The organism is Caulobacter sp. NIBR1757, assembly GCF_027912495.1.
Taxonomy (GTDB): domain Bacteria; phylum Pseudomonadota; class Alphaproteobacteria; order Caulobacterales; family Caulobacteraceae; genus Caulobacter.
In genome coordinates this window covers 4,131,326-4,153,479 of sequence record NZ_CP115463.1, presented here as the reverse complement: position 1 = coordinate 4,153,479, position 22,154 = coordinate 4,131,326, and the positions used below count along the sequence as shown (strand labels likewise).

Below are 22,154 nucleotides of genomic sequence, written 5' to 3'. Positions count from 1 at the left end.
CGCGGGGACGGCGTCACCGCCATTGACGAACCGGATGGCCGCCCGGACATTCCCCTCTTCCAGCAAGGACAGTTCATGGCCGCCGCCCCCAAGACCACCGCTTCCAGAGCCCCCAGGCCCGCGCCGGACTCGACCGACCGTCTGGGCGTCGACGGCGTCACCCGCAACGCCGTGGTCATCCTGGCGGTGGTCGCCGGGGGCGCGGCGTTGTGGCTGCTGCGCGGGGTGCTGACCCAGCTGGCCATGGCCGTCTTCCTGGCCGTCATCATCGACGGCTTCGCCCGCGCCTTGGCCGAACGCACCCCTCGCTTTCCCAAGGCCCTGGCGCTGCCCACCGCCATCGTGCTGGTCATCCTGACCCTGATCGGCATCGTCCTGGTCATCGCCGACCAGGGGGTCGGGTTCGCCAACCAGCTGATCGGCTACACGCCCAAGCTGGAGGCTCTTTTGGCCCGCGCCGCCGCCGCCCTCAACCTCGAGGCCCCGCCGCCGATCGCCCAGCTGATCAGCCAGCTGAACCCCGGCAAATATGCCGGCGCCATCGCCACCTCGGTGCAGGGCGTCGCCTCCGACACCTTCTTCATCCTGATCTACCTGGCCTTCATCATCGCCGCCCGGCGCGGCTTCCAGCGCAAGATCGTCGCCATGTTCCCCCATCGCCACGACCGCGACGAGGCGGTGCAGATCTTTCAGCGCATCCGGGGCGGGGTCGAACAGTACCTCTGGGTCCAGACGGTGACCGGCCTGATGATCGCCGGTGGCTCCTTCCTCTGCATGTGGGCGGTCGGCCTGGACAACGCCCTGTTCTGGGCCTTCCTGATCTTCCTGGCCTCCTACATTCCGATCATCGGCGGGGTGGTCGGGGTGGCCCTGCCGCCGCTGTTCGCCCTCGTGCAGTTCGACACCCTCTGGCAGGCCATCGTCATCGCCGCCGTGCTGCAGTCGGTGCAGTTCGTGGTCGGCAATGTCATCCAGCCCAAGATGCAGGGCGACAGCCTGAACATCGATCCGGTTGTGGTCTTGCTGTCCCTGGCCTTCTGGAGCCTGATCTGGGGCATGACCGGCAGCTTCCTGTCCACCCCGCTGACGGTCATGGCGATGATCATCCTGGCCCAATTCCGCGGCTCCTACTGGATCGCCGTCCTGCTGTCGGCCAATGGCGATCCCGGGGGGCAGCACGTCGGCAAGTCGCGGAATCCGGGTCCCGCCGAGGACGAGCCGGCATGAAGAAAGTTTCACCAACGGCCTGACGCCGGCCCCTTGAACACGTTCAGCGAGCGCCTATCTGTCATCCTGTCCGGGGCTTCCCTCCCCCCTGTAACCCCGGACTTCAGAGGCGCCCTCCCTCCCCCCGAAGGGCCCTCGATATGTCTCGCCTCCCCCCGCGAGACAAGCGCCGCCGGACCCCCCTCCGGCGGCGCCTTCGTATCTGCTTTCCTGTTCGCGCCGCGGGCCGAACGGTTCTAAACTCCCGTTCGACATTTCCACCGGTTCAGGGTCGATTTTGAGCGAAAATCGCCGCTGAACAGGCTAAAGCGACCGCCAAATCACCCTCCAACGATAAAATTCTCGGGAAAATCGGGATGAGCAGCGCGAAAAACGACCTGGCGGCCAAGGCTGGCGATACCCCCCTGGCGCAGGCGTTTACCCGCCACCTCAAGAGCAAGGCCCTGCTCGAAGCCGAAAGCCGCTTCCTGGCCCAGGTCGCCGGCGACCTGCAGGCCGAGGAACTCCCTCCCGTTTCCGACGATGGCCTCGGCGCCCTGTTCGCCGATTTCTGGCGTTTCGCCGAAGCCGCCGATGGCCAGGATCCGGCCATCCGCCTGCGCCGCTGGACCGATCCGGACGGCAATGATCTCGGCCGCGACCTTCTGGAAATCGTCCAGGACGACCGGCCCTTCCTGGTCGACAGCATCATGGGCGTGGTCGCCGAGGCCGGCCTGCCGGTGCGGGCCATGTTCCACCCCATCGCCCAGATCGCGGGCAAGCCGCGCTCCCTGATCCAGGTGCAGCTCGACCCGGTCGGCGAGGACCGCGAGGCCGGCCTGATCGAGGCGGTCATGGCCACCCTCGCCGACGTCCGCGCCGCCGTCAGCGACTTCAAGCCGATGAAGGCGGCCATCCGCCGGGCGATCGAGGACCTGGAAAACACCACCCTCGGCGCCGCCGACGCCGACGAGCATGCCGAGCAGCTGGCCTTCCTCAAGTGGCTGGAGAACGACCACTTCGTCTTCCTGGGCGCCCGCACCTACGAATACCCCCGCACCGCCGACGGCGGCTATGCGGCCGAGGAGCCGCTGTTCCAGCCGGAAGGCAGCCTCGGCGTCCTGCGCGACCAGTCCCGCGCCGTCCTGCGCCGCGCCTCCGAGCCGGCCATCCTCTCGCAGCAGGTGCGCCGCCACCTGGAGACCGGCCCGGCCCTCACCGTCGCCAAGTCCAACCTGCGCTCCTCCGTCCACCGCCGCGCCTACATGGACTACGTCGGGGTCAAGCGTTACGGCGCCGATGGCCTGCCGTCGGGCGAAGTCCGCTTCGTCGGCCTGTTCACCGCCGAGGCCTACGAGACCCCGGCCAGTGAGGTGCCGCTGATCCGCCGCAAGATCCGCCTGGCCCTCGATCACGCCAGCGTCGTGCCCGGCAGCCACAACGACAAGCGCCTGCGCCACATCATCGAGACCTACCCGCGCGACGAGTTGTTCCAGCTGCCTGACAGCGAGCTGCTCGAACAGGCGATGGGCATCCTCCACCTCATCGACCGGCCGCGCCTCAAGCTGTTCGCCCGCAAGGACCCCTTCGACCGCTTCATCTCGGTCCTGCTCTATGTGCCCCGCGACCGCTACGATTCGGGCGTCCGCGAGCGGGCCGGCAAGCTGATCGCCGCCGCCTACAACGGCCGGGTCTCGGCCTACTACCCCAGCTTCTCCGACGCCCCCCTGGCCCGCGTCCACTACATCATCGGCGTCACCCCCGGCGGCCACGCCGAGCCCGACCTGGCCGACCTCGAGGCTGAGATCGCCGAGACCGCCCGCACCTGGGGCGACCGCTTCGAGGCCGCCATCCGCGCCTCCGGCCTGCCGACCACCCCGGCCCTGGCCCGCTGGTCTGGCGCCTTCAGCGGCGGCTACCAGGACTTCTACGCCGCCGACGAGGCCCTGGCCGACCTGCACGAAATCGACGCCATGGGGGCGGATGACTTCCGCGTCCGCGCCTTCCGCCAGGTCGGCGACAGCGCCCTGCGCTTCCGCTTCAAGCTCTACCACCGCGGCGGCCACCTGCCCCTGGCCGACGTCACCCCCATCCTCGAACACATGGGCCTGCGGGCCCTTATCGAGGACGCCTTCGAGCTTGCCCCGGTCGGCGCCAACGGTCCGGAGGCCGTCTGGGTCCATGAGTTCCTGCTCGAGGACCGGGCCGGCGAACACCTGGTCTTCGCCGAGATTCAGGACGCCTTCGAGGCCCTGTTCACCGCCGTCTGGGTCGGCCAGACCGAGAGCGACGGCTTCAACCGCCTGGTCCTCGAACTGGGGGTCTCCTGGCGCGAAGCCGCCCTCATTCGCGCCCTGGCCAAATACCGCCTGCAGTCGGGCCTCGACCCCAGCCAGTCGGTGCAGGAACAGGCCCTGGCCGACAACCCCGGCATCGCCCGGCTGATCCTCGACATGTTCCGGGTCAAGTTCGACCCGGCGGTCAAGGCCGACGTCGCCGCCCGCCAGATCCAGGCCGACAAGGTCATGGAAGAGGTGGTCGCGGCCTTGCAACAGGTGGAAAGCCTCGACGCCGACCGCGTGCTGCGCCGCCTGGCCCTGCTGGTCATGGCCTGCAAGCGCACCAACTTCTACCTGCAGGACGAGCACGGCGCCCCCAAGCCCTACATCAGCTTCAAGGTCGCCAGCCAGGAACTCGACGACCTGCCGGCCCCCAAGCCGTTCCGCGAGATTTTCGTCTGGAGCCCGGTGGTCGAGGGCGTCCACCTTCGCTTCGGCCCCGTCGCCCGGGGCGGCCTGCGCTGGTCCGACCGCCGCGACGACTTCCGCACCGAGGTGCTGGGCCTCGTGAAGGCGCAACAGGTCAAGAACGCCGTCATCGTCCCCGTCGGTTCGAAGGGCGGCTTCTTCCCCAAGCAGCTGCCGCGCGGAGGTACGCCCGACCAGATCCGGGCCGGCGGCATCGCCGCCTACACCGTCTTCCTGTCGGGCCTGCTCGACATCACCGACAACATCGACGCCGATAATGAGGTCATCCGCCCGGCTGGCGTCATCGCCTATGAGGGCGACGATCCCTACCTCGTCGTCGCCGCCGACAAGGGCACTGCCACCTTCAGCGACATCGCCAACGGCATCGCCATCGCCTACGGCTTCTGGCTGGGCGACGCGTTCGCGTCAGGGGGGTCGGTCGGCTACGACCACAAGGTCATGGGCATCACCGCCCGCGGCGCCTGGGAAGCGGTCAAGCGCCACTTCCGCGAGGCCGGCAAGGACATCCAGAAGGAGCCGTTCACCGTCGTCGGTGTCGGCGACATGTCGGGCGACGTGTTCGGCAACGGCATGCTGCTGTCGAAACAGATCCGCCTGCTGGCCGCCTTCGATCACCGGCACATCTTCCTCGACCCCGATCCGGACCCGGCGATCAGCTGGGAAGAACGCGACCGCATGTTCAAGCTGCCGCGCTCGTCCTGGGACGACTACGACAAGTCAAAAATCAGCAAGGGCGGCGGCGTCTTCGCCCGCTCCCTGAAGACCATCCCGATCACGCCGGAAGTGAAGGCGATGCTCGACCTGAAGGCCGACGCGGTCAGCCCCAATGAGCTGATGACCGCCATCCTCAAGGCCCGGGCCGAGCTCCTCTACCTCGGCGGCATCGGCACCTATGTGAAGGCCCGCCGCGAGAGCCACGCCGACGCCGGCGACAAGGCCAGCGACGCCATCCGCGTCGACGCCCCCGACCTGCGGGTGAAGGTGGTCGGCGAGGGCGCCAACCTGGGCCTGACCCAGGCCGGCCGCATCGAGTTCGCCCGCAATGGCGGCCGCATCAACACCGACGCCATCGACAACAGCGCCGGGGTCGACAGCTCCGACCACGAGGTCAACATCAAGATCCTCACCGGCATGGTCGAACGGGCCGGCAAGCTGGACCGCCCGGCCCGCGACGCCCTGCTGGCCACCATGACCGACGACGTCGCCCATCACGTCCTCGAGCATAACTACGACCAGACCCTGGCCCTCTCCCTGCTGCAACAGGACGCCCCGGGCGAGATCGACAACCACGCCCGCTTCATCGCCGAGCTGGAATCGGACGGCAAACTCGACCGCCGCGTCGAGGGCCTGCCCGACCCCCTGGCCCTGCAGGACCTGGCCAAGGCCGGCCAGGGCCTGACCCGGCCGGAACTGGCCGTGCTGCTGGCCTACGGCAAGCTCGACCTGTTCAGCGACATGATCGCCACCAAGGGCCCGGACGATCCGGCCTTCCGCGCCATCCTCCAAGGCTACTTCCCGGCCGGCGTCCAGCAATACGCCGAGGAGATGGACCGCCATCGCCTGCGCCGCGAGATCATCGCCACGGTGATGAGCAACGAGATCGTCAACCGCTGCGGCCCCACCTTCGCCAGCCGGCTGAAGACCGCCGCCAGCGCCGACGACGCCGCCCTGATGGTCGGCTTCGAGGCCGGCCGCCGCATCCTCGGCTTCGACACCCTGTGGTCCGACGTCGAGGCCCTCGACGGCAAGGCCTCCGCCCAGGGCCAGCTCTCCCTGTTCCGGGCGCTGGGCCACGTCCTGCGCAGCCAGACTTACTGGATGGCCCGCCGCGCCAAGGCCGGCGACAGTGTCCAGGCCCTGGTCGACCGCTACCAGCCGGCCATGACCGAGCTGGCGGCCCTGACCCCCGCCATCCTCTCGCCCTTCGAGCACAAGGCGGTCAGCCGCCGCGCCAAGGCCTTTGCCGGCGACGGCGCTCCCGAGGCGCTGGCCATGGCGGTCGCGGCCCTGCAGCCGCTGACCACAGCCGCCGATCTCATCGACCTGGCCGCCAGCCAGAACTGGCCCGCCGTCGCCGCCGCCCGCGTCTACCACCAGGTCGGCGCCGCCTTCTTCTTCGACAAGCTGCGCGCCGCGGCTGGCGAGAAGCGCGGCGGCGACCACTATGAGCGCATGGCCGTCCGCCGCCTGATCGAGGACATGCTGACCGAACAGACGGCGGTGACCCGCGCTGTCATGGCCTTCGCCGCCAACCCCCAGGCCGGCGAAACCCCGGAACAGGCGGCCCAGACCGTCAAGTCCTGGGCCGCCATGCACCAGGGCCCCGGCCGCGCGGTGCGCCGCACGGTGGAGGAGATCGAACACGCCGGGGGAGGGTGGACCTTCGCTAAACTCACCATCGCCAACGCGGCGCTGCGCGAACTGGCGGAAGAGGCGGCGAAGTAGGCGTCCTTCTCCCGGCAAGCGGGAGAAGGACGCAGTCAGCTGACAACTGCCCCTTTGCCAAAATTGCTCTTTTGAGCTATTGAGTTACTCAAAGGAGCAACGCAATGGTCTCGTCGCTTAAAGCTGTCGCGCCGTCCACCGCCAGTGCCGGTCTCAAGTTGATGTCCTATATCGACATCTATCGGGCCGAGCCGGTCGTTCGCATCGGGATGATCAAGGCCGGCGTCCCCGCCGCCCAGGCCAAGCGCATCTTTCATGATCTGGCGATCAGTCAGGGCGCCGGGCTCTCGGCCCTCAAGCTGTCGGCGGCGACCGTCAATCGCAAGGCGTCGCAGGACGCGACCCTGTCGGCCGACGAGAGTGAACGCGTCATCGGCGTCGCCAAGCTCGTCGGCCAACTCCAGGCCATGGTCGAGGAGTCCGGCGATCCGCAAGGGTTCGATGCGCCGGCCTGGCTGTCGCGCTGGCTTCGGGAGCCGCTGCCGGCCCTCGGGGGTCAGGCGCCCATGACCTTGCTCGATACGATGGAGGGCCAGTCCCTGGTCTCCCGCACCTTGTCCCAAATTCAGAGCGGCGCTTACGCGTGAGCCGGCGGCTCTGGCGAATCGCGGCGGATACGCCGGACTACGAGGCGGACGACCTGTCCGGCGCGGGGGCCAGGATCACTGGCGGGCGGTGGAACGCGCCTGGATCCGCCGTTGTCTACACGTCGGCATCCATCGCCCTGGCCTGTCTCGAAACGGTCGTTCACTTCAACGCGGGCGGCCTTCCGTTCAACCGCTATCTGGTCGCCATCGATATTCCGGATTCCGTCTGGGCCGCCGCGCAACGGGAAACGCCTGCCAGCCTGCCGGTCGGGTGGGATGCCGAACCCGCCGGACGGGTCAGCATTGGTCTGGGAACCGACTGGATCGCCTCGGGCGCCTCGGCCTTGCTGATCGTTCCCTCGGTCCTCGTGCCTGAGGAGATCAACATCCTGATCAATCCGACCCACCCGGACGCCGGGGGGATCACGGCCGGCAAGATCCGAAAATGGACCTATGATCCGCGACTGTCGCGATAGGTCGGCAAATGGCGCACAAGGGAACGCCCGGATTCGACCCTGAGCCGACGTTCGCGAAGCCCGTTCCTGCCTCACGGTACAGCCCCGGTCACCCCATGACCAAGGCATTCGCGCTTTGCCTCACAAGCTTGTCCGGATCGTCACACATGCGCGTGAGAAGCGCGCCACGATCCGCATATGGCAGGTTGCCGATCGCCTTCACGGCGGCTTGCCGATTGACTGCATCGGCACTCGACAGTTCGGCCACGAGCCGCCGCTTGGCCGCTTCAGAAGGCAGGGCTAGGACGAGTCTCAGGACAACATGCTTTTCGAGATGGCCCGGGACGGAGAAATAGAGGTCCAGGACCCAATCAACATCTCGGCGGTCAATGAGCCCGGTGAGCGCCTCGATGGCTACGCCGCGAATGGACCATCCGTGCTTTCGCGCATAGGCGTCGATCAGAAACGCCCTGATGATTTCAACGGCCTCACGCCCGCCCCAAGTCGCAAGGACCTGAAGAGCGACGGCCTGGACGCCTTCCCATTTGCCCGAAAGCGCGGCCTTGACCTCGGCCACGCGGCTCGGCGTCGCCTTGAGACGGCCGAGCGCCTTCAACTCCGCAGTTTTGGCCTTCAGGTCGGTCATAGGGGCAATGTTAACCAACCTGCGGCAGCCTTCCACCCCTCAGCGGCGCCTGAGGGAGTGTCATCCAAATGACGGCGGAGGTCGCTGTCCGTCGGTTGGCACAGACTGTTTTCGACCCGTAGCGGACATCCTCCTGCGCCTGCGTTAGCTTGCCGCCATGCAGACCCTCATCACCAACGTGCCCGCTAATCGCATCGTCGATTGGGACAATTTTCACGCCGTCTTCGCCGACTGCCTGGGTTTCCCTGGCTACTACGGCGCGAACATGGCCGCCTGGATTGACTGCCTGACCTATGCGGACGATGCGGAGGCCAGAATGGTCAGCCGGCCGGTCGCCAAGGGGGCGGTTCTGACGCTTCAGATCGACGAGGCCGCCGCGTTCGCCAGGCGCTGCCCGGCGCAGTACGCGGCCCTGGTTGAATGCGCGGCATTCGTGAATCATCGCCGGGTCGAGGTCGGACAACCGCCCGTTATCGCCCTCCTCATGGTCGGGTCGTTCTGAGGGCCGCTCTCGACCCATGTGAGACATTGGGAAGGTCCGCATGCGGGTCAGTACCCTGGCGGCAAATGCCCCCGCCAAAGCTCGATACCAGCGAGGCCGAGTTGGGCCGCTAACTTGTTTAAGATGGGCGTGACGTCAGAAGGCTCAGGGAACTCTTGATAGATCGCGATCTTGACCGGTCGGCCCTTGGCATCGGCGTCCTGATCAACGATTTGCCCACTCTGGATGAAGCCTAGGTAGGCGTTCACCTTGCGCTCCATCGCTTGCAGGTGGGCCGAGGCTTCCGACCAGTCAAGGTGATCGCTGATTCCAAGCACCATTTTGCCGGTGCTTGTCTCCAGGCCCATCGCGTCTATCTGCGCGGCGTTTTCAATCGTCATGCGGGAGCAATCTGCCAAGCTCCGCCTCCTGCAGCAACTCAATGTCCGCTTCCCACCCTTCTCCGACATTCCGGATGTCCGTTTGGCGGACCCTCAAGCGGCCGCCTGGACGGCGCCCAGAAACCCCCCGAACCGCGTCAGGTTCTCCGCCGTCAACGCCGCGTCCCGCTGCATCGGCGAGAGATTGATCATCATCTCGCCCGGCTGGTCGAAGGCGTGCGTCCCCTTCACCGTCACCGTCTCCACCGCGCAGCCGCCGGCCCGCGCCCGGGCATAGGCCGCCTCATGCAGCTTCGGTCCGCCCAGGTGGTCGCGCTCGGCGATGACGCCCATCACCTTCGGCCGATAGCGCCAGTCGCGCCTGGCGCCGCGCGAGCCGAAATTCACATAGGGATAGTTGAGGTAGAGGCCCTTCACCCCGTCCAGCAGCCCGGGACCCGCCCCGCCGACGCGGGCCTCGGCCTCGCTCTCCAGGGCCATGGTCATCAGGTCCATGATCGCCCAGCCGCCGTGGCTCCAGCCGGCCAGCACCATGCGGCTGGCATCGACGTCCTCGCGTTGGCCCATGCCGTAGATCGTCGCCAGCACGTCGCCGGCCCGCTCGAAGCCCCAGAACCGCGTCCCCGAACAGACGAAGGTCAGGCCATAGGTCCGGCTCCAGCCGCGCGGGGCGAAACTGTCGACGATGACCGAGCGCCAGCCGGCCGCCGTCGCGGCGGCCGCATAGTCGTCGAGATGCGCCTGCACCCCGCCGCAGCCGTGGAACAGCAGGGCGACCGGGCGACGGTCGGCATCGGGGGGGCCGTGCATCGCCGCATGCGGCTGCAGTTTCGCCCAGCGGGCTTCGAGCGTGTCCATGGGGCAAGCTTGCCGCCTGACGACGCTGATTGCAAGTGAACAATCACTCACATTGGCGAGTAGTTTCTCCTGGGTAAAATTCCGGAGGCCTATTCCGGGCGTTTCGTCACGGCGCGTGACCGTAGGCCGGATCGTGGCCCCGGCCGAACCACATTCCCCGCGCCCCGACCACGCCCAGGCCTACGCGCCGACCTACAGACCCAGCGCCCCGGCCTACCCCCGAGCCCTGCGTTTTCAAGGCTTTGCCGCGACAGCCGGTGCTGGCCGCCGAGGCATCGGCTATAATGGTAGGCCGCTTCGATAAGGCCCTAGTGGCGGAACACCCGCACCCCGGTGAAGACCATGGCGATCCCCGCCGCATCGGCCGCCGCGATGACCTCGGCGTCCCGCATGGAACCACCCGGCTGGATCACCGCCGTCGCCCCGGCTTCCGCCGCCTGGATCAGGCCGTCGGCGAACGGGAAGAAGGCTTCCGAGGCGCAGGCGCTGCCCTTGAGGTCGAGGCCAAAATCGGCGGCGCGGATGGCGGCGATGCGGGCGCTGTCCTTGCGGTTCATCTGCCCGGCGCCGACCCCCAGCGTCTGGCCACCCCGGGCAAAGACGATGGCGTTGGATTTCACATGCTTGGCGACGGTGAAGGCGAACAGCATGTCCCGCACTTCCTCGTCGGTAGGCGCGCGCTTGGTGACCACCTTCAGATCGGCCGCCGTCAGCCGGGCGGTGTCGCGCGACTGCACCAGGAAGCCGCCGGAGACCGAGCGGAACACCTCGCCGGCCCGGAAGGCATCCGGCATGCCGCCGGTGACCAGCAGGCGCAGGTTCTTCTTGGCCTCGAACACGGCCACCGCGTCGTCGTCGGCCTCGGGGGCGATGACCACCTCGGTGAAGGTCTCGCAGACCTGCATCGCAGTGGCGCGGTCCAGCCGGCGGTTGACCGCCACGATGCCGCCGAAGGCCGAGACCGGATCGCAGGCCAGGGCGCGGGCGTAGGCTTGCCTGAGGTCGGCGCCCAAGCCGACGCCGCAGGGGTTGGCGTGCTTGACGATGATACAGGCCGGCTCGTCGAACTCGGCCGCCAGCTCGAAGGCGGCGTCGGTGTCGGCGATGTTGTTGTAGCTCAGTTCCTTGCCCTGCAGCTGACGGGCGTTCGCCACGCCGGGGCGCTGCTCGCCGGTGACATAGAAGGCCGCCGACTGATGCGGGTTTTCGCCATAGCGCAGGGTCTGTTTCAGTTCACCGCCGATGGCCCGGCGGGCCGGCGCGGTCTCGCCCAGTTGCCCCGCGAACCAGCCGCTGATGGCGGCGTCGTAGGTGGCGGTGCGGGCAAACGCTCGGGCCGCCAGATCCTTGCGAAGGCTGAGCGTCGTCCCGCCGGCCTTCAGCGCCTCGACCACCCGGGCCATGTCTTCCGGGGCGGTGCAGACGGCGACGTAGCCGTGGTTCTTGGCCGCCGAGCGGATCATCGCCGGCCCACCGATGTCGATGTTCTCGACGCAGGTTTCAAAGTCGCCGCCGCCAGCGACCGTCGCATCGAAGGGATAGAGGTTCACATAGAGGATATCGATGCCGCCGATGCCGTGCTCGTCCATCGCCGCCTTGTGGCTGGCCGCGCCGCGCACGCCCAGCAGGCCGCCGTGGACGATGGGGTGCAGGGTCTTCACCCGCCCGTCCATCATCTCCGGAAACCCGGTCAGGTCGGCCACGTCCTTGACCGGCAACCCGGCCGCCGCGATGGCGCTCTTGGTGCCGCCGGTCGAGACCAGTTCGACGCCCAGGTCGTGCAGCGCCCGCGCCGTCTCGATCAGCCCGGTCTTGTCGGACACGGAGATCAGGGCGCGTTTGGCGACAACGGTATCGGGCGAGGGCGGGAAATCAGGGGCGGCGGGCATGGCGGACTCCGGCTGGAAAGCTGTGAGGTCTCGCCCAGGCGCGCGGCAGATGGCGTCGTCAGCTCCCCGGTGGTGATCCACCTGATGCGCCAGTCGCTGAGACGAGGCGGAAACTACGCAGGGCGGGCTCGGAGTCAACACGAACGCATCGATCGGCTATCATGAGATAGTCATTGGGGGGGAAACATGAGAAACGGATGCATTGTTATTGCGGCCATTTTGGCATTGACGCTGCCTGCCTGCGATCTCATCCCCGGCACCCCACGGAATCAGGCCCGCGAAGCGCTTCGCGGAATGATGTTTGATCCTGGCGCCGCGAAGATCGAATTTGTCGCCGAAACGGCTGACGCAGTTTGTGGAACGGTGAATGGCAAAAACCGGATGGGTGCCTATGTTGGCGCGTCGCCCTTCGTATTTCGTAAGTCCATCGGCTATGTCGAGGTGTACGGCGGAGATGTCGAGGGCAGCGATCTCCGCATGCTTAGCCTGACTGATACGGATGATCCTGACTGGGATAAGTCCTACGGTGAGATCGATGCCAAGTGTCGCTTTCCGAAAACATGGAAGGCCATGTGCGGTGTCGCTCCGGGTCCGACTGAGAGCGATATCTGCCAGACTTGGAGCCGAGAGGGTGGGTTCATGGAGCTCATGAATAAGTACGACTATCGTCGTTAGGTCACCCCTCCGCCCGGCTCATCTTCCACCGGATCCGCCCGCCTGTATCGACCCGTACCTGCCCCGTCAGCACCACCTGCGTCGACCGCCTCGGCCTGCCGTTTTCGAAGTGGGCGCTGGGCTCCACGGAGACGGAGACGGCGTCGTTGCGCAGCCACCAGCCCTGGTCGGTCGGGCCCTTGAGCAGCACGCTCTTGCCGTCACGGGCCAGACTGGCGCGGGCGTCGGGGTGGAGGTGGAAGCGGACGGTGAAGGGCAGGTAGCGGCGCGGGCCGTCGGCCGGCGGGCCTTCCAGCACGGGGCGGAAGGCGTCCTCGCCGCGCAGCTCGCCGGCCGCCAGGTCGAGGTAGAGGCGGCGGTCATGGATCAGGCCGAAGTCGGCGGCCCAGCCGTCGTGGCTGCATTCCAGCCAGACCCCGGCGTCGGCATCGTGGCGGCGGACATCGACCTGCTTCGCGGCCCCCTCCAGCCTGGGACCGATGCCCCAGGCGGTCAGGCCGCGCAAGGGCTCGCCGGCCGAGGCGTCGCTGAGGGAGGCGGTCGAGGCCCCGTCGGTCAGGCGCAGGGCCTGGGGCGCGGCGGCGTCGGGGCTCCAGGCGCAGCCGGTGACCAGCCGGTCGGCGCCGGCCAGGATCTCGATACCCAGCGTCTGGGCGCAGGCGGTGGCGCTCCACACCCCGCCGGCCGGGGCGGCGCCGTCGAGCATCAGGGTCAGCCCGGCCCCGTCGAGGCGGTAGTAGCCGCCGTGCGGCGCCTTCATCGGCGGCGGGCCGGCGCTCTCGTCATGGGCCAGGGCGGCGGCGATGCGGGCGGCGGGCACGGCCTCGCCACCCTGGAAGCTGGCCAGCCGGCCGTCCGGCAGGGTGAAGAAGCGGGCCGCGGCGCTCAGGCGGTCGATGGCCCGGCCCATCTCGTCGGGCCCGGCCTGGCCGCGCTGGTGCAGGGCCTCGTCGAGGGTCAAGAGGTCGAACAGCAGCTCCAGCCCGGCCTGCGGCGAGCGGCTGGCGTGCATGCCGTCGGGGGCGACGGCGCCGGGCAGACTGGCCTGCAGGATGGCCATCGACCGGTCGATCAGCTGCTCGCCTGCCTCGCCGGCCAGGGCGCAGCCGGCGATGCCGACGACCACCGCCCGCTGCAGGGCCCGCTCGGGGTGGATGGAGATGTCGGCCAGATGCCGCGTCTGGCGGGCCAGGTCGGTGGCCAGTTCGGCCCGCTCGGCGTCCGAGGCCACGGCCGCCAGCCGGCGGGCGGCGCAGGCCAGGTTGAACACCCGCCGCTCCAGCACCTCATGGCCCCAGGAGAAGCCGTTCCAGCGCCCGAAGACCCGCTTCCAGTCGAAGATCAGCCGCAGGGCCGCGCGCGGCCCGGCGTCCTCCTGGGCGACCAGGTCATGCAGCCAGCCCATGCGGTGCAGGGCCACGGCGAAGGCGCGGTCGGGGCTGGGCTTGTCGAAGGGATCGCCATGGGCCCCGACGCTCATCCGCGTGCCGGCCAGGTCGAAGATGCCCTGCAGCAGCCGGCGGCCCTCGGCGTTGTTCACCGGCCGGCGGTCGCGCGGATTGGCGGCGAAGCCCTCGACGGCCGGCCGGTTGAGCATCATACGGTGCAGCGGGTTGCCGAACCACTCCTGCTCGCCCTGGCGGCGGGCCGCGCCGGCCCAGCCGCGAACGACGGTGAGGGCAGGTCCGACGAGGTCGCGGCGGGGCGGCTTCACGCTTTCGTCCCGTCAGCCCCGCAAGGCGGCGATGTTGGCGGCGTAGGCGCTCGGCCCGCCCTTGAACACGGCCGAGCCGGCGACCAGGGCCGTGGCTCCGGCGTCGGCGCACTGGCGGGCGGTGACCGGGTTCACCCCGCCATCGACCTCCAGCCAGATGTCCTTGCCGCTGGCGTCGATCATCCGGCGCAGGGTTTCGATCTTCTTCAGCTGCGAGGGCATGAAGCTCTGGCCGCCGAAGCCCGGGTTGATGCTCATCACCAGGATCAGGTCGATGTCGTCCATCATGTACTCGATGACCGACGGGCTTGTGGACGGGTTGAACACCACCCCCGCCTTGGCGCCGAGCGCCCGGATGCGCTGCAGGGTGCGGTTCAGGTGCGGCCCGGCCTCGGGATGCACGCTGATCATGTCGGCCCCGGCCTCGCGGAACGCCTCCAGATAGGGATCGGCCGGGGCGATCATCAGGTGGCAGTCAAACGGGATGGAGACGTGCGGCCGCAGGGCCTTCACCACGTCGGGACCGATGGTGATGTTGGGCACGAAGTGGCCGTCCATGACGTCGACGTGCACCCAGTCGGCGCCGGCGGCCTCGATGGCGCGGCATTCCTCGCCGAGCTTGGCGAAGTCCGACGCCAGGATGGAAGGAGCGATGATCATGGCCCCATGGCTTAGCGGAGTCGAAGCTGTGGGGCTAGGTTCGACTGGCCGTTCCCCTTCCGATGTCATCCTCCGGGCCCGCGAAGCGGGAGCCGGGGGACCCATATGTGGACGACCCCCACCCTGCAAGTCGTCGCGGATTGATCTGATCGTAGTCGCTTGCGCCCATATGTCCGGTCTGGCGGCCTTGGATATTGGCCGTCGCCAAGATGGTTTGCGCGGGATGGGTTCCGATCAAGGCAGCGGTCTGTGACGCCGTTGGGTCCCGCGGAGTGTCCCATCCATTTGATCGATCGATCACACCATCTGCCTCTTGCAAGGAACGGGTTGAGCCTGCCGGCTAGGCAGGTTGTTGGGAAGGCGCGGCGAGGCGGCGAGACGGATCGTAGTCCTGTCCGCTGACCATGAGGCGCCAGGCGATGCGGGCGGTCTTGTTGGCGAGGGCGACGGCGACCTGCTTGGTCGGCTTTGTGGCCAATAGCCGATTGAGCCATGGCCACGGCTGTCCTCGACCCGCTTTGGCGTTCTGGATCACCGCCATGGCCCCGCAGACCAGGACGGCTCGAAGCGCCTCGTCGCCGGCCCGGGTGATGCCGCCAAGGCGGGTCTTGCCGGCAGTGGAATGGTCCTTGGGCGTGAGGCCCAGCCAGGCGGCGAAGTCGCGCGCTGAGCGGAAGGCCTTGGGGTCCGGGGTCTTGGCGGCGAGCATGACCGCGCCGACGATCCCGACGCTGGGGATCCTGGCCAGCCGGCGGCTGGTCTGATCGGCCCGATGATGCGCCGCCATCCGGGCGTCGATCTCGACGATCTGCGCCTGCAGGGCGAGGAGCTGGCGGCCAAGACCCGCGAACAGGTCCCGGGCCAGGTCGGGCAAAGCCTGGTCGGCGGCGACGCGCTCCAGCAGCGGCTCGATCTTGTCCAGCCCGGTCGGAGCGATCAGCCCGAACTCGGCGGCATGGCCGCGAATGGCGTTGGTCAGCTGGGTGCGGCTTCGCACCAGTCGGTCCCGCGTCGCCAGCAGCATCAGCACCGCCTGCTCCTGAACGGTCTTGACCGGCACCGGCCTCATCGTCGGCCGGCTCATCGCTTCGCAGCCGGCCTCGGCGTCGCGACCGTCGTTCTTGCCTCGCTTCAGATAGGCCTTCACATACTGGGCCGGCAGCAGCATCACCTGATGGCCAAGCCCCGCCAGCTCCCGCGCCCAGTGGTGTGAACCTCCACAGGCTTCCAGTCCGATCACCGTCGGCGCCAGCCTGGTGAAGAACGGGATCATCTCCCGCCGCCGAAGTTGCCGGCGAATGACGACCTTCTCGCCTGCGTCCACACCGTGCAGCTGAAACAGCTGCTTGGACGTATCGATGAATATGCGCGTAGGATGCTCCACGGACGGCCCTCCTTGAGATGAGTTCAGACAACCCATCTTGGCACACCGATGCCGCCGGGGGTCGTCCACCCCATCAAGGCGGCTCTGGAAGGACTCTCGGCCGTTTTCACGCGGACAGATGGGTCCCCCGGTCCGCTGCGCGGCCGGAGGATGACATCAAGAGTGGGATCAGTTTCGCTTCAGCCGCGCCGCGAAGAAGCCGTCCTGGCCGCCTTCGCGCTGGTGGGGCAGCAGGCGCAGCCAGCCTTCGCGGGTCAGCGAGGCGGCCGGCGCCCCGCCCTCGCCCTCGGCGCAGGGTTCGTTGCTGAACTCGGGATGGCGGTTGAGGAAGGCGCGGACCTGGCCTTCGCCCTCTTCCGGCTCCAGCGAGCAGACGCAGTAGACGAGCCGCCCGCCGGGCGCGGTGCGCATCGCCGCGCTGTCCAGCAGACGCGACTGCACGGCGGCCAGCTTGGCGATGTCGCCAGGGGCGGCGGCCCACAGCACGTCCGGGTGGCGCCGGAAGGTGCCGGTGGCCGAGCAGGGGGCGTCGAGCAGGACGGCGTCGAAGGTGCGCTCATCGTCCCAGCGCCCGGCGTCGGCGGCGATGACCTCGGCGGTCAGGCCCATCCGTGCCAGGTTTTCGGTCACCCGCTTCAGCCGCTCTTCGGAGCGATCGACGGCCACGGTCCTGGCGCCGGTCACGGCCAGCTGCAGGGTCTTGCCGCCCGGCGCGGCGCAAAGGTCGAGCGCCGTCTGTTCGGCGTTGGCGTGCAGCAGGCGGGCGGGGATGGCGGCCGCGGCGTCCTGCACCCACCAGCGGCCCTCGGCGAAGCCCGGCCACTGGGCGACATCGCCGCGCTGGGTGACGCGGACCGTGCCGCCGGGCAGGGCGGTGGCCTCGAGCTGGGCGGTCAGCAGTTCGATGTCGCCGTTCTCGCGCACCGTCAGGTCGGTGGCCGGTTCACCCGCGATCTGCGCCGCGATGGCGCGGGCGGCCTCGGGGCCCCAGGCGTTGGTCCAGCGGGCGTAGAGCCAGGGCGGGCAGAGGGCTTCGGGATCGTCGGCCGGCGGGCCATCGCGCAGCAGGCCGCGCAGCACGGCGTTGACCAGGCCCTTGAAGGCCCGGCCGGCCTTGTCGGCGGCGGCGATATCGACGCTGGTCGAGACGGCGGCATGGTCGGGGGTGTCGAACCAGAACAGCTGGGCGACGCCCAGCCGCAGCAGGTTGCGGATGCGCGGCGGCGGCTCGCGGTTCAGCTTCGGGGCCAGCAGCCGGTCGATGGCCCCAAGCCGGCGCAGGGTGCTGAGCGTCAGGGCGCGGGCGAAGGCGCGGTCGCGGGCGTCGAGGCTTTTCAGCGGGCCGGCCGCGGCCGCCTCGTCGATGCCGCCCCGGCGTTCGAGGGCGGCGTCCAGCAGGGTGAGGGCCGCGCGGCGGGCGGCCAGGTCGTTCGAAGGTGCTTGGGTCACGCCGTCCCCCTGCGCCTTTCAGGCGCAGGGTTCAAGCCAAGAAGGGCCGCCTTTGCGGCGCAGGGATCAAGCAAGAGCTAGGCGATGGCGACCTTCAAGGATCCTGCCTTCGCCCGACCCGTGCGGCGCAGACCGCCGATGACGGCGGCGCCGAAGGCCAGGAAGCCCAGCAGGATGGAGACCTCGCCGATCATGAAGACGGGCACGACCTGGGCCGGTTCCACCCGCTGCGACAGCAGCAGGAACAGGGCCGGGGCCAGCAGGCAGACGCCGAGGTTCATCAGGCCGAAGTTGGCGCCAACGATCCAGGTCGGGGTTTCCTTGCCGAGCAGGGCGTAGAATCCGCCCATGATCGACAGGCTGACGAAGCCCAGCAGGTTGAGGTGGGCGTGACCGGGCGAGGTGGCATGATCATGGCTGATGCCCATGTACATACCCCAGCAGACGCCGATCATGATGTAAAAGCAGGCGGCGGCGAAAAACACATAAGGCCAACGTGACATGGTTTTAATCTTTCCCTATACTTGTCGTTGTTGTTGGGAGCGCGCGTAAACCATCATGGCTGACGATCCGCAAGACGGTGTTCGATTAAATCTTGGTCAGGAGGCGCCTGAAGTCCCTGGGGCCGCCCCGGGAAAGGTGCTGTCTCCGGCCGCCCGGCGGGCGCTGGAAGAGGCTGCGGCGCGCAAGGCGGCGGCTGTCGAGGCGGCGCCCCCGCCCGAGGACGGCGGCCCGGCCGGCCCCGAACCGACCCGCTATGGCGACTGGGAGCGCAAGGGCATCGCGGTCGATTTCTGAGGTCTGCCGGCCGGCACGGTTAAATTACCCGCCTCGCGCGGCGCCTTAACCCTGTCCCTCTCGTCCGAGGCGCAGAGCGTCGCGGCTGCCCATTTCGAGGCGTAGCCTTCTCCTCCTGTAACTGCGTCAGGAGTCCGGACATGCCACGCGCGATGCGAACCACAGCCCTGTTGCTGGCCGGCGCCCTGGCCCTGAGCCCGGCCCTGGCCATGGCCGCCGAGCCCTACCGGGCCGCGCCGTCTGTCGGCGTTACCGGCGACGCCTACGCCTACCAGCGCAGCGAGGCCGGCGGCTCCGCCTACAGCTACCGCGCCGAGACGACCGGGCAGGCCGGCGCTGCCGTTCAGGGCCAGGTCAACTGCCAGGGCTACTGCCTGCCGCCCGGCTACGTGATCGAGGATCCCTACGCGCCCCGCGCCCAGCCGCCGGTCCACTATGAGGAACGGGTCGGCGAACCGGTCTACCAGGACGAGGAGGACCGCTACGGCGCCAGCCGCACCTACGAGGAGAGCAGCGGCTACAGCTGGGGCTACGAAGAGCGCGGCGGCTGGGAACGCCACGACGAGGGCGACTGGGGCCGCGAGCCCTGCCGCCAGCGTTTTGACGCCCAGGGCCGGATGATCGAAAGCTGCGGCGAGATCCGCCTGAGCGACAGCTTCTTCTGGGGCGGCGGCGGGGTCGGCCCCGAATACATCGACGGCGGTGGAGGCGGCGGCGGGGGCGGCGCCTATGCCGAGGCCGGCGCGGGGGCCAGCGCCTACGCCTCGGCCCGGGCCAGCGTCGGCGTCAGCATCCGCATCGGCGGCCGCGGCGGTCACAAGGGCGGCCACGGTGGCAAGGGCGGCTGCGGCTGCAAGCACTGACCTCCCTCCCCGACTTGGGGAGGGCAGACGCGCGGTTACGCGCGTCGGGTGGGGAAGTCGGTCGCTGACTTTGAAGAGGACGCACTCAGAAGCCTAACCGGTGGGGCCGGTGATCCACTTCCCCACCCGGCGCGCAACGCGCGCCTGCCCTCCCCAATTCGGGGAGGGAGGTCCGTGCCCCGCCCTACATCCGCTCCGGCGTCTCGATGCCCAGCAGGTCCAGCGCCAGTTCCAGCTGTTCCAGCGTCGCCCGCGCCAGGCGCAGGCGGCTGCCGCGGATGGCGTCGGTCTCGGCGCTCATGATCGGGCAGGCGGCGTAGAACTTCGAGAAGGCCTGGGCCAGCTTGAAGGCGTGGTCGGCGATGAAGTTGGGGGCCTTCTTGTCGTAGGCCTCGGCGGTGGCCGCGCCGAAGGCGTCCAGCATCAGCACCAGCTCGCGCTCGGCCGGCTCCTTGACGCTGATCTTGGACTCTTCGACGCCCTCGTTCCTTGCCCTGCGGAGGATTGATTTGATCCTCACGGCTTGGAACAGCAGATACGGACCGGTCTTCCCCTCGAAAGTCGTAAAGCGATCGAGATCGAAGATGTAGCTGGTGCCGCGATAGTTGCTGAGGTCTGCGAACTTCAGGGTGGAGACAGCAACCTTGTGGGCTATCTCCTCGAATTCATCAGGCTCAAGCTCGCTGCCCAGGCCTGCCTCGCGCAGCCGCTCGCGGGCCTTCTCGCGGGCCATCTCGATCAGGTCGTGCAGCTTCAGCACCCCGCCTTCGCGGGTCTTGAAGGGCTTGCCGTCCGGACCGTTCATGGTGCCGAAGCCGATATGCTCCAGGCCGCCGGGCGCGGCGTAGCCGGCGAGATAGGCGGCGCGGAACACCTGCTCGAAATGGTCTGCCTGGCGCTGGTCCACGCAATAGAGGATCAGCTGCGGATCGAAGCTCTTGCGGCGGTCCAGTATCGTGGCGAGGTCCGTCGTGCCGTACATGGCCGAGCCCTCGGACGAGACCACCAGCAGCGGATCGGGCGAGGGGACAGTGACGGTCGAGCCGTCTTCCAGCTTCTTCTTCTTCGTCTCGCCCGGCCGGGCGACATGCACCACCCGCGCGCCCTGGTCCTCGACCAGGAGGCCCTTGGCCTGCAGCTCATCGACCATGCCGGCGATCAGCGGATCGGCGTCGCTCTCACCCTTCCACAGGTCGAAATCGACGCCAAGCGCGTGGAACTCGCGCTCCAGCGCCACCCGGCTGACATTGACGAAGTGCTTCCACAGCAGGCGATAGCCGAAGCGGCCGCCCTGCAGTTCGGCGGTCGCCTTGCGGGCCCGGTCGCGGTACTCGACGTCGGTCTTGGCCCTGCCGGCCGCCTCCGGATACATCCGGTCGAGATCGGCCAGGGTGATGTGATTGCCCAGTTCCTGCAGCACCCGCTGGCTGTCGGCCTCCGAGAAGCCGCCCGGGGCCGTGACCAGCCGCTCCATCAGGGCGCGGACGAACGGAATCTCGTCCATGGCCGCGACGATCAGCAGCCCCATCTGGAAGCCCCAGTCGCCGAAGTGGGCGTCGCCCAGCACCACGTCGCCGCGGAAGCGGTAGATGCGCTTGACCGCCTCCCCGATGATCGAGGCGCGCAGGTGGCCGACATGCATTGGCTTGGCGACGTTGGGCCCGGCGTAGTCGATGATCACCCGGCGGCTGTCCTCGACCTCGACGGCGCCCTTGCGGTCGTCGGCGGCGATCTCGTTGGCCCGCACCGACAGGGCGGCCGGGCTGACCCGCATGTTGATGAAGCCGAGGCCCGCGATCTCGACGGACGCCAGATTGGGATCGCCGGCCAGGCGGTCAACGACATACTGGGCGATCTCGCGCGGCGGCTTGCCGGCGACTTTCGCCCCGGCCATGGCCCCGTTGGACTGGAAGTCGGCGAGGTCGGGACGGTCGGAGGGGGTCACCCGCCCGAGCGTGGGCGGAATCCCCAATTCGGCGAACGCGGCCGCAGCCGCTTCACCCAGCGTCCTCTTCAGATCGGTCATGGAAGTCGTTCTAGAGCAGGAGGCTTACTAATTGGAGTCGGCGGCCTTTGGCGCGCCGGCCGAGACGCGGAAACGTTTGCCGTCGCGGTTGAACTCGGCCATCGCCGGGGTGACGTCGAAGCCGATCAGGACCTCGAAGTTGGCGCCGCTGGTTTCCATGCTGGCGCGCGGAATGACGATGCCTTCCAGCTTTTCGGTGACCATGGTGCGGTCGTCGCTGAACTTCACCGGCAGGTCGAAGTATTCCTTGGTGATCACCGCCGAGTTCCGGGTCGTGACCGCCACCCAGTAGCGGTAGGTCTTGCGGTCACTGGTCGCCCTGGGACCCTTGCCCAGCGCGAACAGGGCCTCGAGCGACACCCGGATCGGCTCGTCGTCCTTGTATTCGCAGGCCGACGACAGACCCTGGATCTCACCGCTGTAGGCGACGGCGCCGGCCGATTCCTTGCCGTCGAACTCGATGTAGCGGGCGGCGTCGTACAGCACCTTCACATAGGGGCAGGGGCCGGCGTTGCGCAGGGCGGGCAGCGGGGCTTCCGGCTGGTTCCACTCCTTGTCGCGCGCCTTCTTCTTGGCGCTCTGTTCTTCCTGGCGCTTGTCCTGGTCGCCACGGCGGCCCTGGGCCATGGCGGCCGGCGCGGAAACGAGGATCAGGCCCGCGAGGGCGTAGGTGAAGAAGCGGCGCATGCGGGTCCCGACAGATACTTGGCGTTTGAGGGCGACCCTGAAGGTCGATCCTCATTGAAACTCTTCTCCGCTGATAAAGGCATATGCGTGGCCCTGCAACGCAACGAAGCGTGCAAGGCGAAACAGTCGGCCATTGTCCCTTGAGGCTGGCGGCTGAGGCGA

General features: G+C 68.5%; 19 protein-coding genes and 1 riboswitch. Of the genes, 8 read left to right on the top strand and 11 right to left on the bottom strand.

The window, feature by feature from the left end:
• The first annotated feature begins 75 nt into the window (after window positions 1-75).
• From O5I81_RS19920 to O5I81_RS19905, 4 genes are all read left to right on the top strand, one after another.
• The gene (locus tag O5I81_RS19920) at window positions 76-1,227 is read left to right on the top strand and encodes an AI-2E family transporter (RefSeq protein WP_271066608.1); all 1,152 of its coding nucleotides are present in this window, start codon (window positions 76-78) and stop codon (window positions 1,225-1,227) included.
• Between the two features lie 356 nt (window positions 1,228-1,583).
• On the top strand, window positions 1,584-6,419 hold the full coding sequence (locus tag O5I81_RS19915) for an NAD-glutamate dehydrogenase (RefSeq protein WP_271066607.1): 4,836 nt from the start codon (window positions 1,584-1,586) through the stop codon (window positions 6,417-6,419).
• A 161-nt stretch (window positions 6,420-6,580) separates the two neighbouring features.
• A complete protein-coding gene (locus O5I81_RS19910) occupies window positions 6,581-7,006 on the top strand; it encodes an antitoxin Xre/MbcA/ParS toxin-binding domain-containing protein (protein WP_271066606.1) in 426 nt (141 codons plus the stop codon).
• On the top strand, window positions 7,003-7,482 hold the full coding sequence (locus tag O5I81_RS19905) for an RES family NAD+ phosphorylase (protein ID WP_271066605.1): 480 nt from the start codon (window positions 7,003-7,005) through the stop codon (window positions 7,480-7,482). The genes O5I81_RS19910 and O5I81_RS19905 overlap by 4 nt, the downstream gene beginning before the upstream one ends.
• Window positions 7,483-7,570: 88 nt before the next feature.
• Here the strand turns inward: O5I81_RS19905 and O5I81_RS19900 are convergent, their stop codons facing one another.
• Entirely contained in the window at window positions 7,571-8,107 is a 537-nt protein-coding gene (locus tag O5I81_RS19900) for a hypothetical protein (protein WP_271066604.1), read from the bottom strand.
• Window positions 8,108-8,264: 157 nt separating this feature from the next.
• Between O5I81_RS19900 and O5I81_RS19895 the strand changes: the two genes are divergently transcribed.
• Window positions 8,265-8,609 carry a barstar family protein gene (locus O5I81_RS19895; RefSeq protein WP_271066603.1) on the top strand — a complete coding sequence of 115 codons (345 nt, stop codon included), beginning with the start codon at window positions 8,265-8,267 and terminating at the stop codon, window positions 8,607-8,609.
• Window positions 8,610-8,656: 47 nt separating this feature from the next.
• On the opposite strand, the gene O5I81_RS19890 is transcribed toward O5I81_RS19895, so the two are convergent.
• The 3 genes from O5I81_RS19890 to purH all read right to left on the bottom strand — a co-directional run bounded on the left by O5I81_RS19890 (window position 8,657) and on the right by purH (window position 11,736).
• Entirely contained in the window at window positions 8,657-8,989 is a 333-nt protein-coding gene (locus O5I81_RS19890) for a DUF6572 domain-containing protein (protein WP_271066602.1), read from the bottom strand.
• A 93-nt stretch (window positions 8,990-9,082) separates the two neighbouring features.
• Window positions 9,083-9,847 carry a prolyl oligopeptidase family serine peptidase gene (locus O5I81_RS19885; protein WP_271066601.1) on the bottom strand — a complete coding sequence of 255 codons (765 nt, stop codon included), beginning with the start codon at window positions 9,845-9,847 and terminating at the stop codon, window positions 9,083-9,085.
• A gap of 308 nt (window positions 9,848-10,155) precedes the next feature.
• Window positions 10,156-11,736, bottom strand: coding sequence for a bifunctional phosphoribosylaminoimidazolecarboxamide formyltransferase/IMP cyclohydrolase (purH, locus tag O5I81_RS19880; protein ID WP_271066600.1), 1,581 nt, complete (start codon window positions 11,734-11,736; stop codon window positions 10,156-10,158).
• A gap of 25 nt (window positions 11,737-11,761) precedes the next feature.
• A riboswitch (ZMP/ZTP riboswitch) is annotated at window positions 11,762-11,843 on the bottom strand.
• 79 nt (window positions 11,844-11,922) lie between these two features.
• Here purH and O5I81_RS19875 point away from each other — a divergent pair.
• Window positions 11,923-12,411, top strand: a complete 489-nt coding sequence (locus O5I81_RS19875; protein WP_271066599.1) for a hypothetical protein — start codon at window positions 11,923-11,925, stop codon at window positions 12,409-12,411.
• Between the two features lies 1 nt (window position 12,412).
• Here the strand turns inward: O5I81_RS19875 and O5I81_RS19870 are convergent, their stop codons facing one another.
• The 5 genes from O5I81_RS19870 to O5I81_RS19850 form a co-directional block, all read right to left on the bottom strand.
• Entirely contained in the window at window positions 12,413-14,125 is a 1,713-nt protein-coding gene (locus O5I81_RS19870) for a heparinase II/III family protein (protein WP_271066598.1), read from the bottom strand.
• A gap of 12 nt (window positions 14,126-14,137) precedes the next feature.
• A complete protein-coding gene (gene rpe / locus O5I81_RS19865; protein WP_271066597.1) occupies window positions 14,138-14,785 on the bottom strand; it encodes a ribulose-phosphate 3-epimerase in 648 nt (215 codons plus the stop codon).
• A 340-nt stretch (window positions 14,786-15,125) separates the two neighbouring features.
• Window positions 15,126-16,169, bottom strand: a complete 1,044-nt coding sequence (locus tag O5I81_RS19860; protein ID WP_271066031.1) for an IS110 family transposase — start codon at window positions 16,167-16,169, stop codon at window positions 15,126-15,128.
• A gap of 168 nt (window positions 16,170-16,337) precedes the next feature.
• Window positions 16,338-17,618, bottom strand: a complete 1,281-nt coding sequence (locus O5I81_RS19855) for an RsmB/NOP family class I SAM-dependent RNA methyltransferase (protein WP_271066596.1) — start codon at window positions 17,616-17,618, stop codon at window positions 16,338-16,340.
• 77 nt (window positions 17,619-17,695) lie between these two features.
• A complete protein-coding gene (locus O5I81_RS19850) occupies window positions 17,696-18,121 on the bottom strand; it encodes a hypothetical protein (protein ID WP_271066595.1) in 426 nt (141 codons plus the stop codon).
• 55 nt (window positions 18,122-18,176) lie between these two features.
• Here O5I81_RS19850 and O5I81_RS19845 point away from each other — a divergent pair, with 55 nt between their 5' ends.
• Window positions 18,177-18,416 (top strand): DUF1674 domain-containing protein, encoded by a 240-nt coding sequence (locus tag O5I81_RS19845; RefSeq protein WP_271066594.1) that lies wholly within the window; start codon window positions 18,177-18,179, stop codon window positions 18,414-18,416.
• Window positions 18,417-18,556: 140 nt separating this feature from the next.
• Window positions 18,557-19,279, top strand: a complete 723-nt coding sequence (locus O5I81_RS19840) for a hypothetical protein (RefSeq protein ID WP_271066593.1) — start codon at window positions 18,557-18,559, stop codon at window positions 19,277-19,279.
• Between the two features lie 184 nt (window positions 19,280-19,463).
• Here the strand turns inward: O5I81_RS19840 and O5I81_RS19835 are convergent, their stop codons facing one another.
• Both O5I81_RS19835 and O5I81_RS19830 read right to left on the bottom strand, forming a co-directional pair.
• On the bottom strand, window positions 19,464-21,305 hold the full coding sequence (locus tag O5I81_RS19835) for an arginine--tRNA ligase (protein WP_271066592.1): 1,842 nt from the start codon (window positions 21,303-21,305) through the stop codon (window positions 19,464-19,466).
• 27 nt (window positions 21,306-21,332) lie between these two features.
• Complete coding sequence (locus O5I81_RS19830) at window positions 21,333-21,992, bottom strand: Tat pathway signal sequence domain protein (protein WP_271066591.1); 660 nt, start codon at window positions 21,990-21,992, stop codon at window positions 21,333-21,335.
• Between the last annotated feature and the right edge of the window lie 162 nt (window positions 21,993-22,154).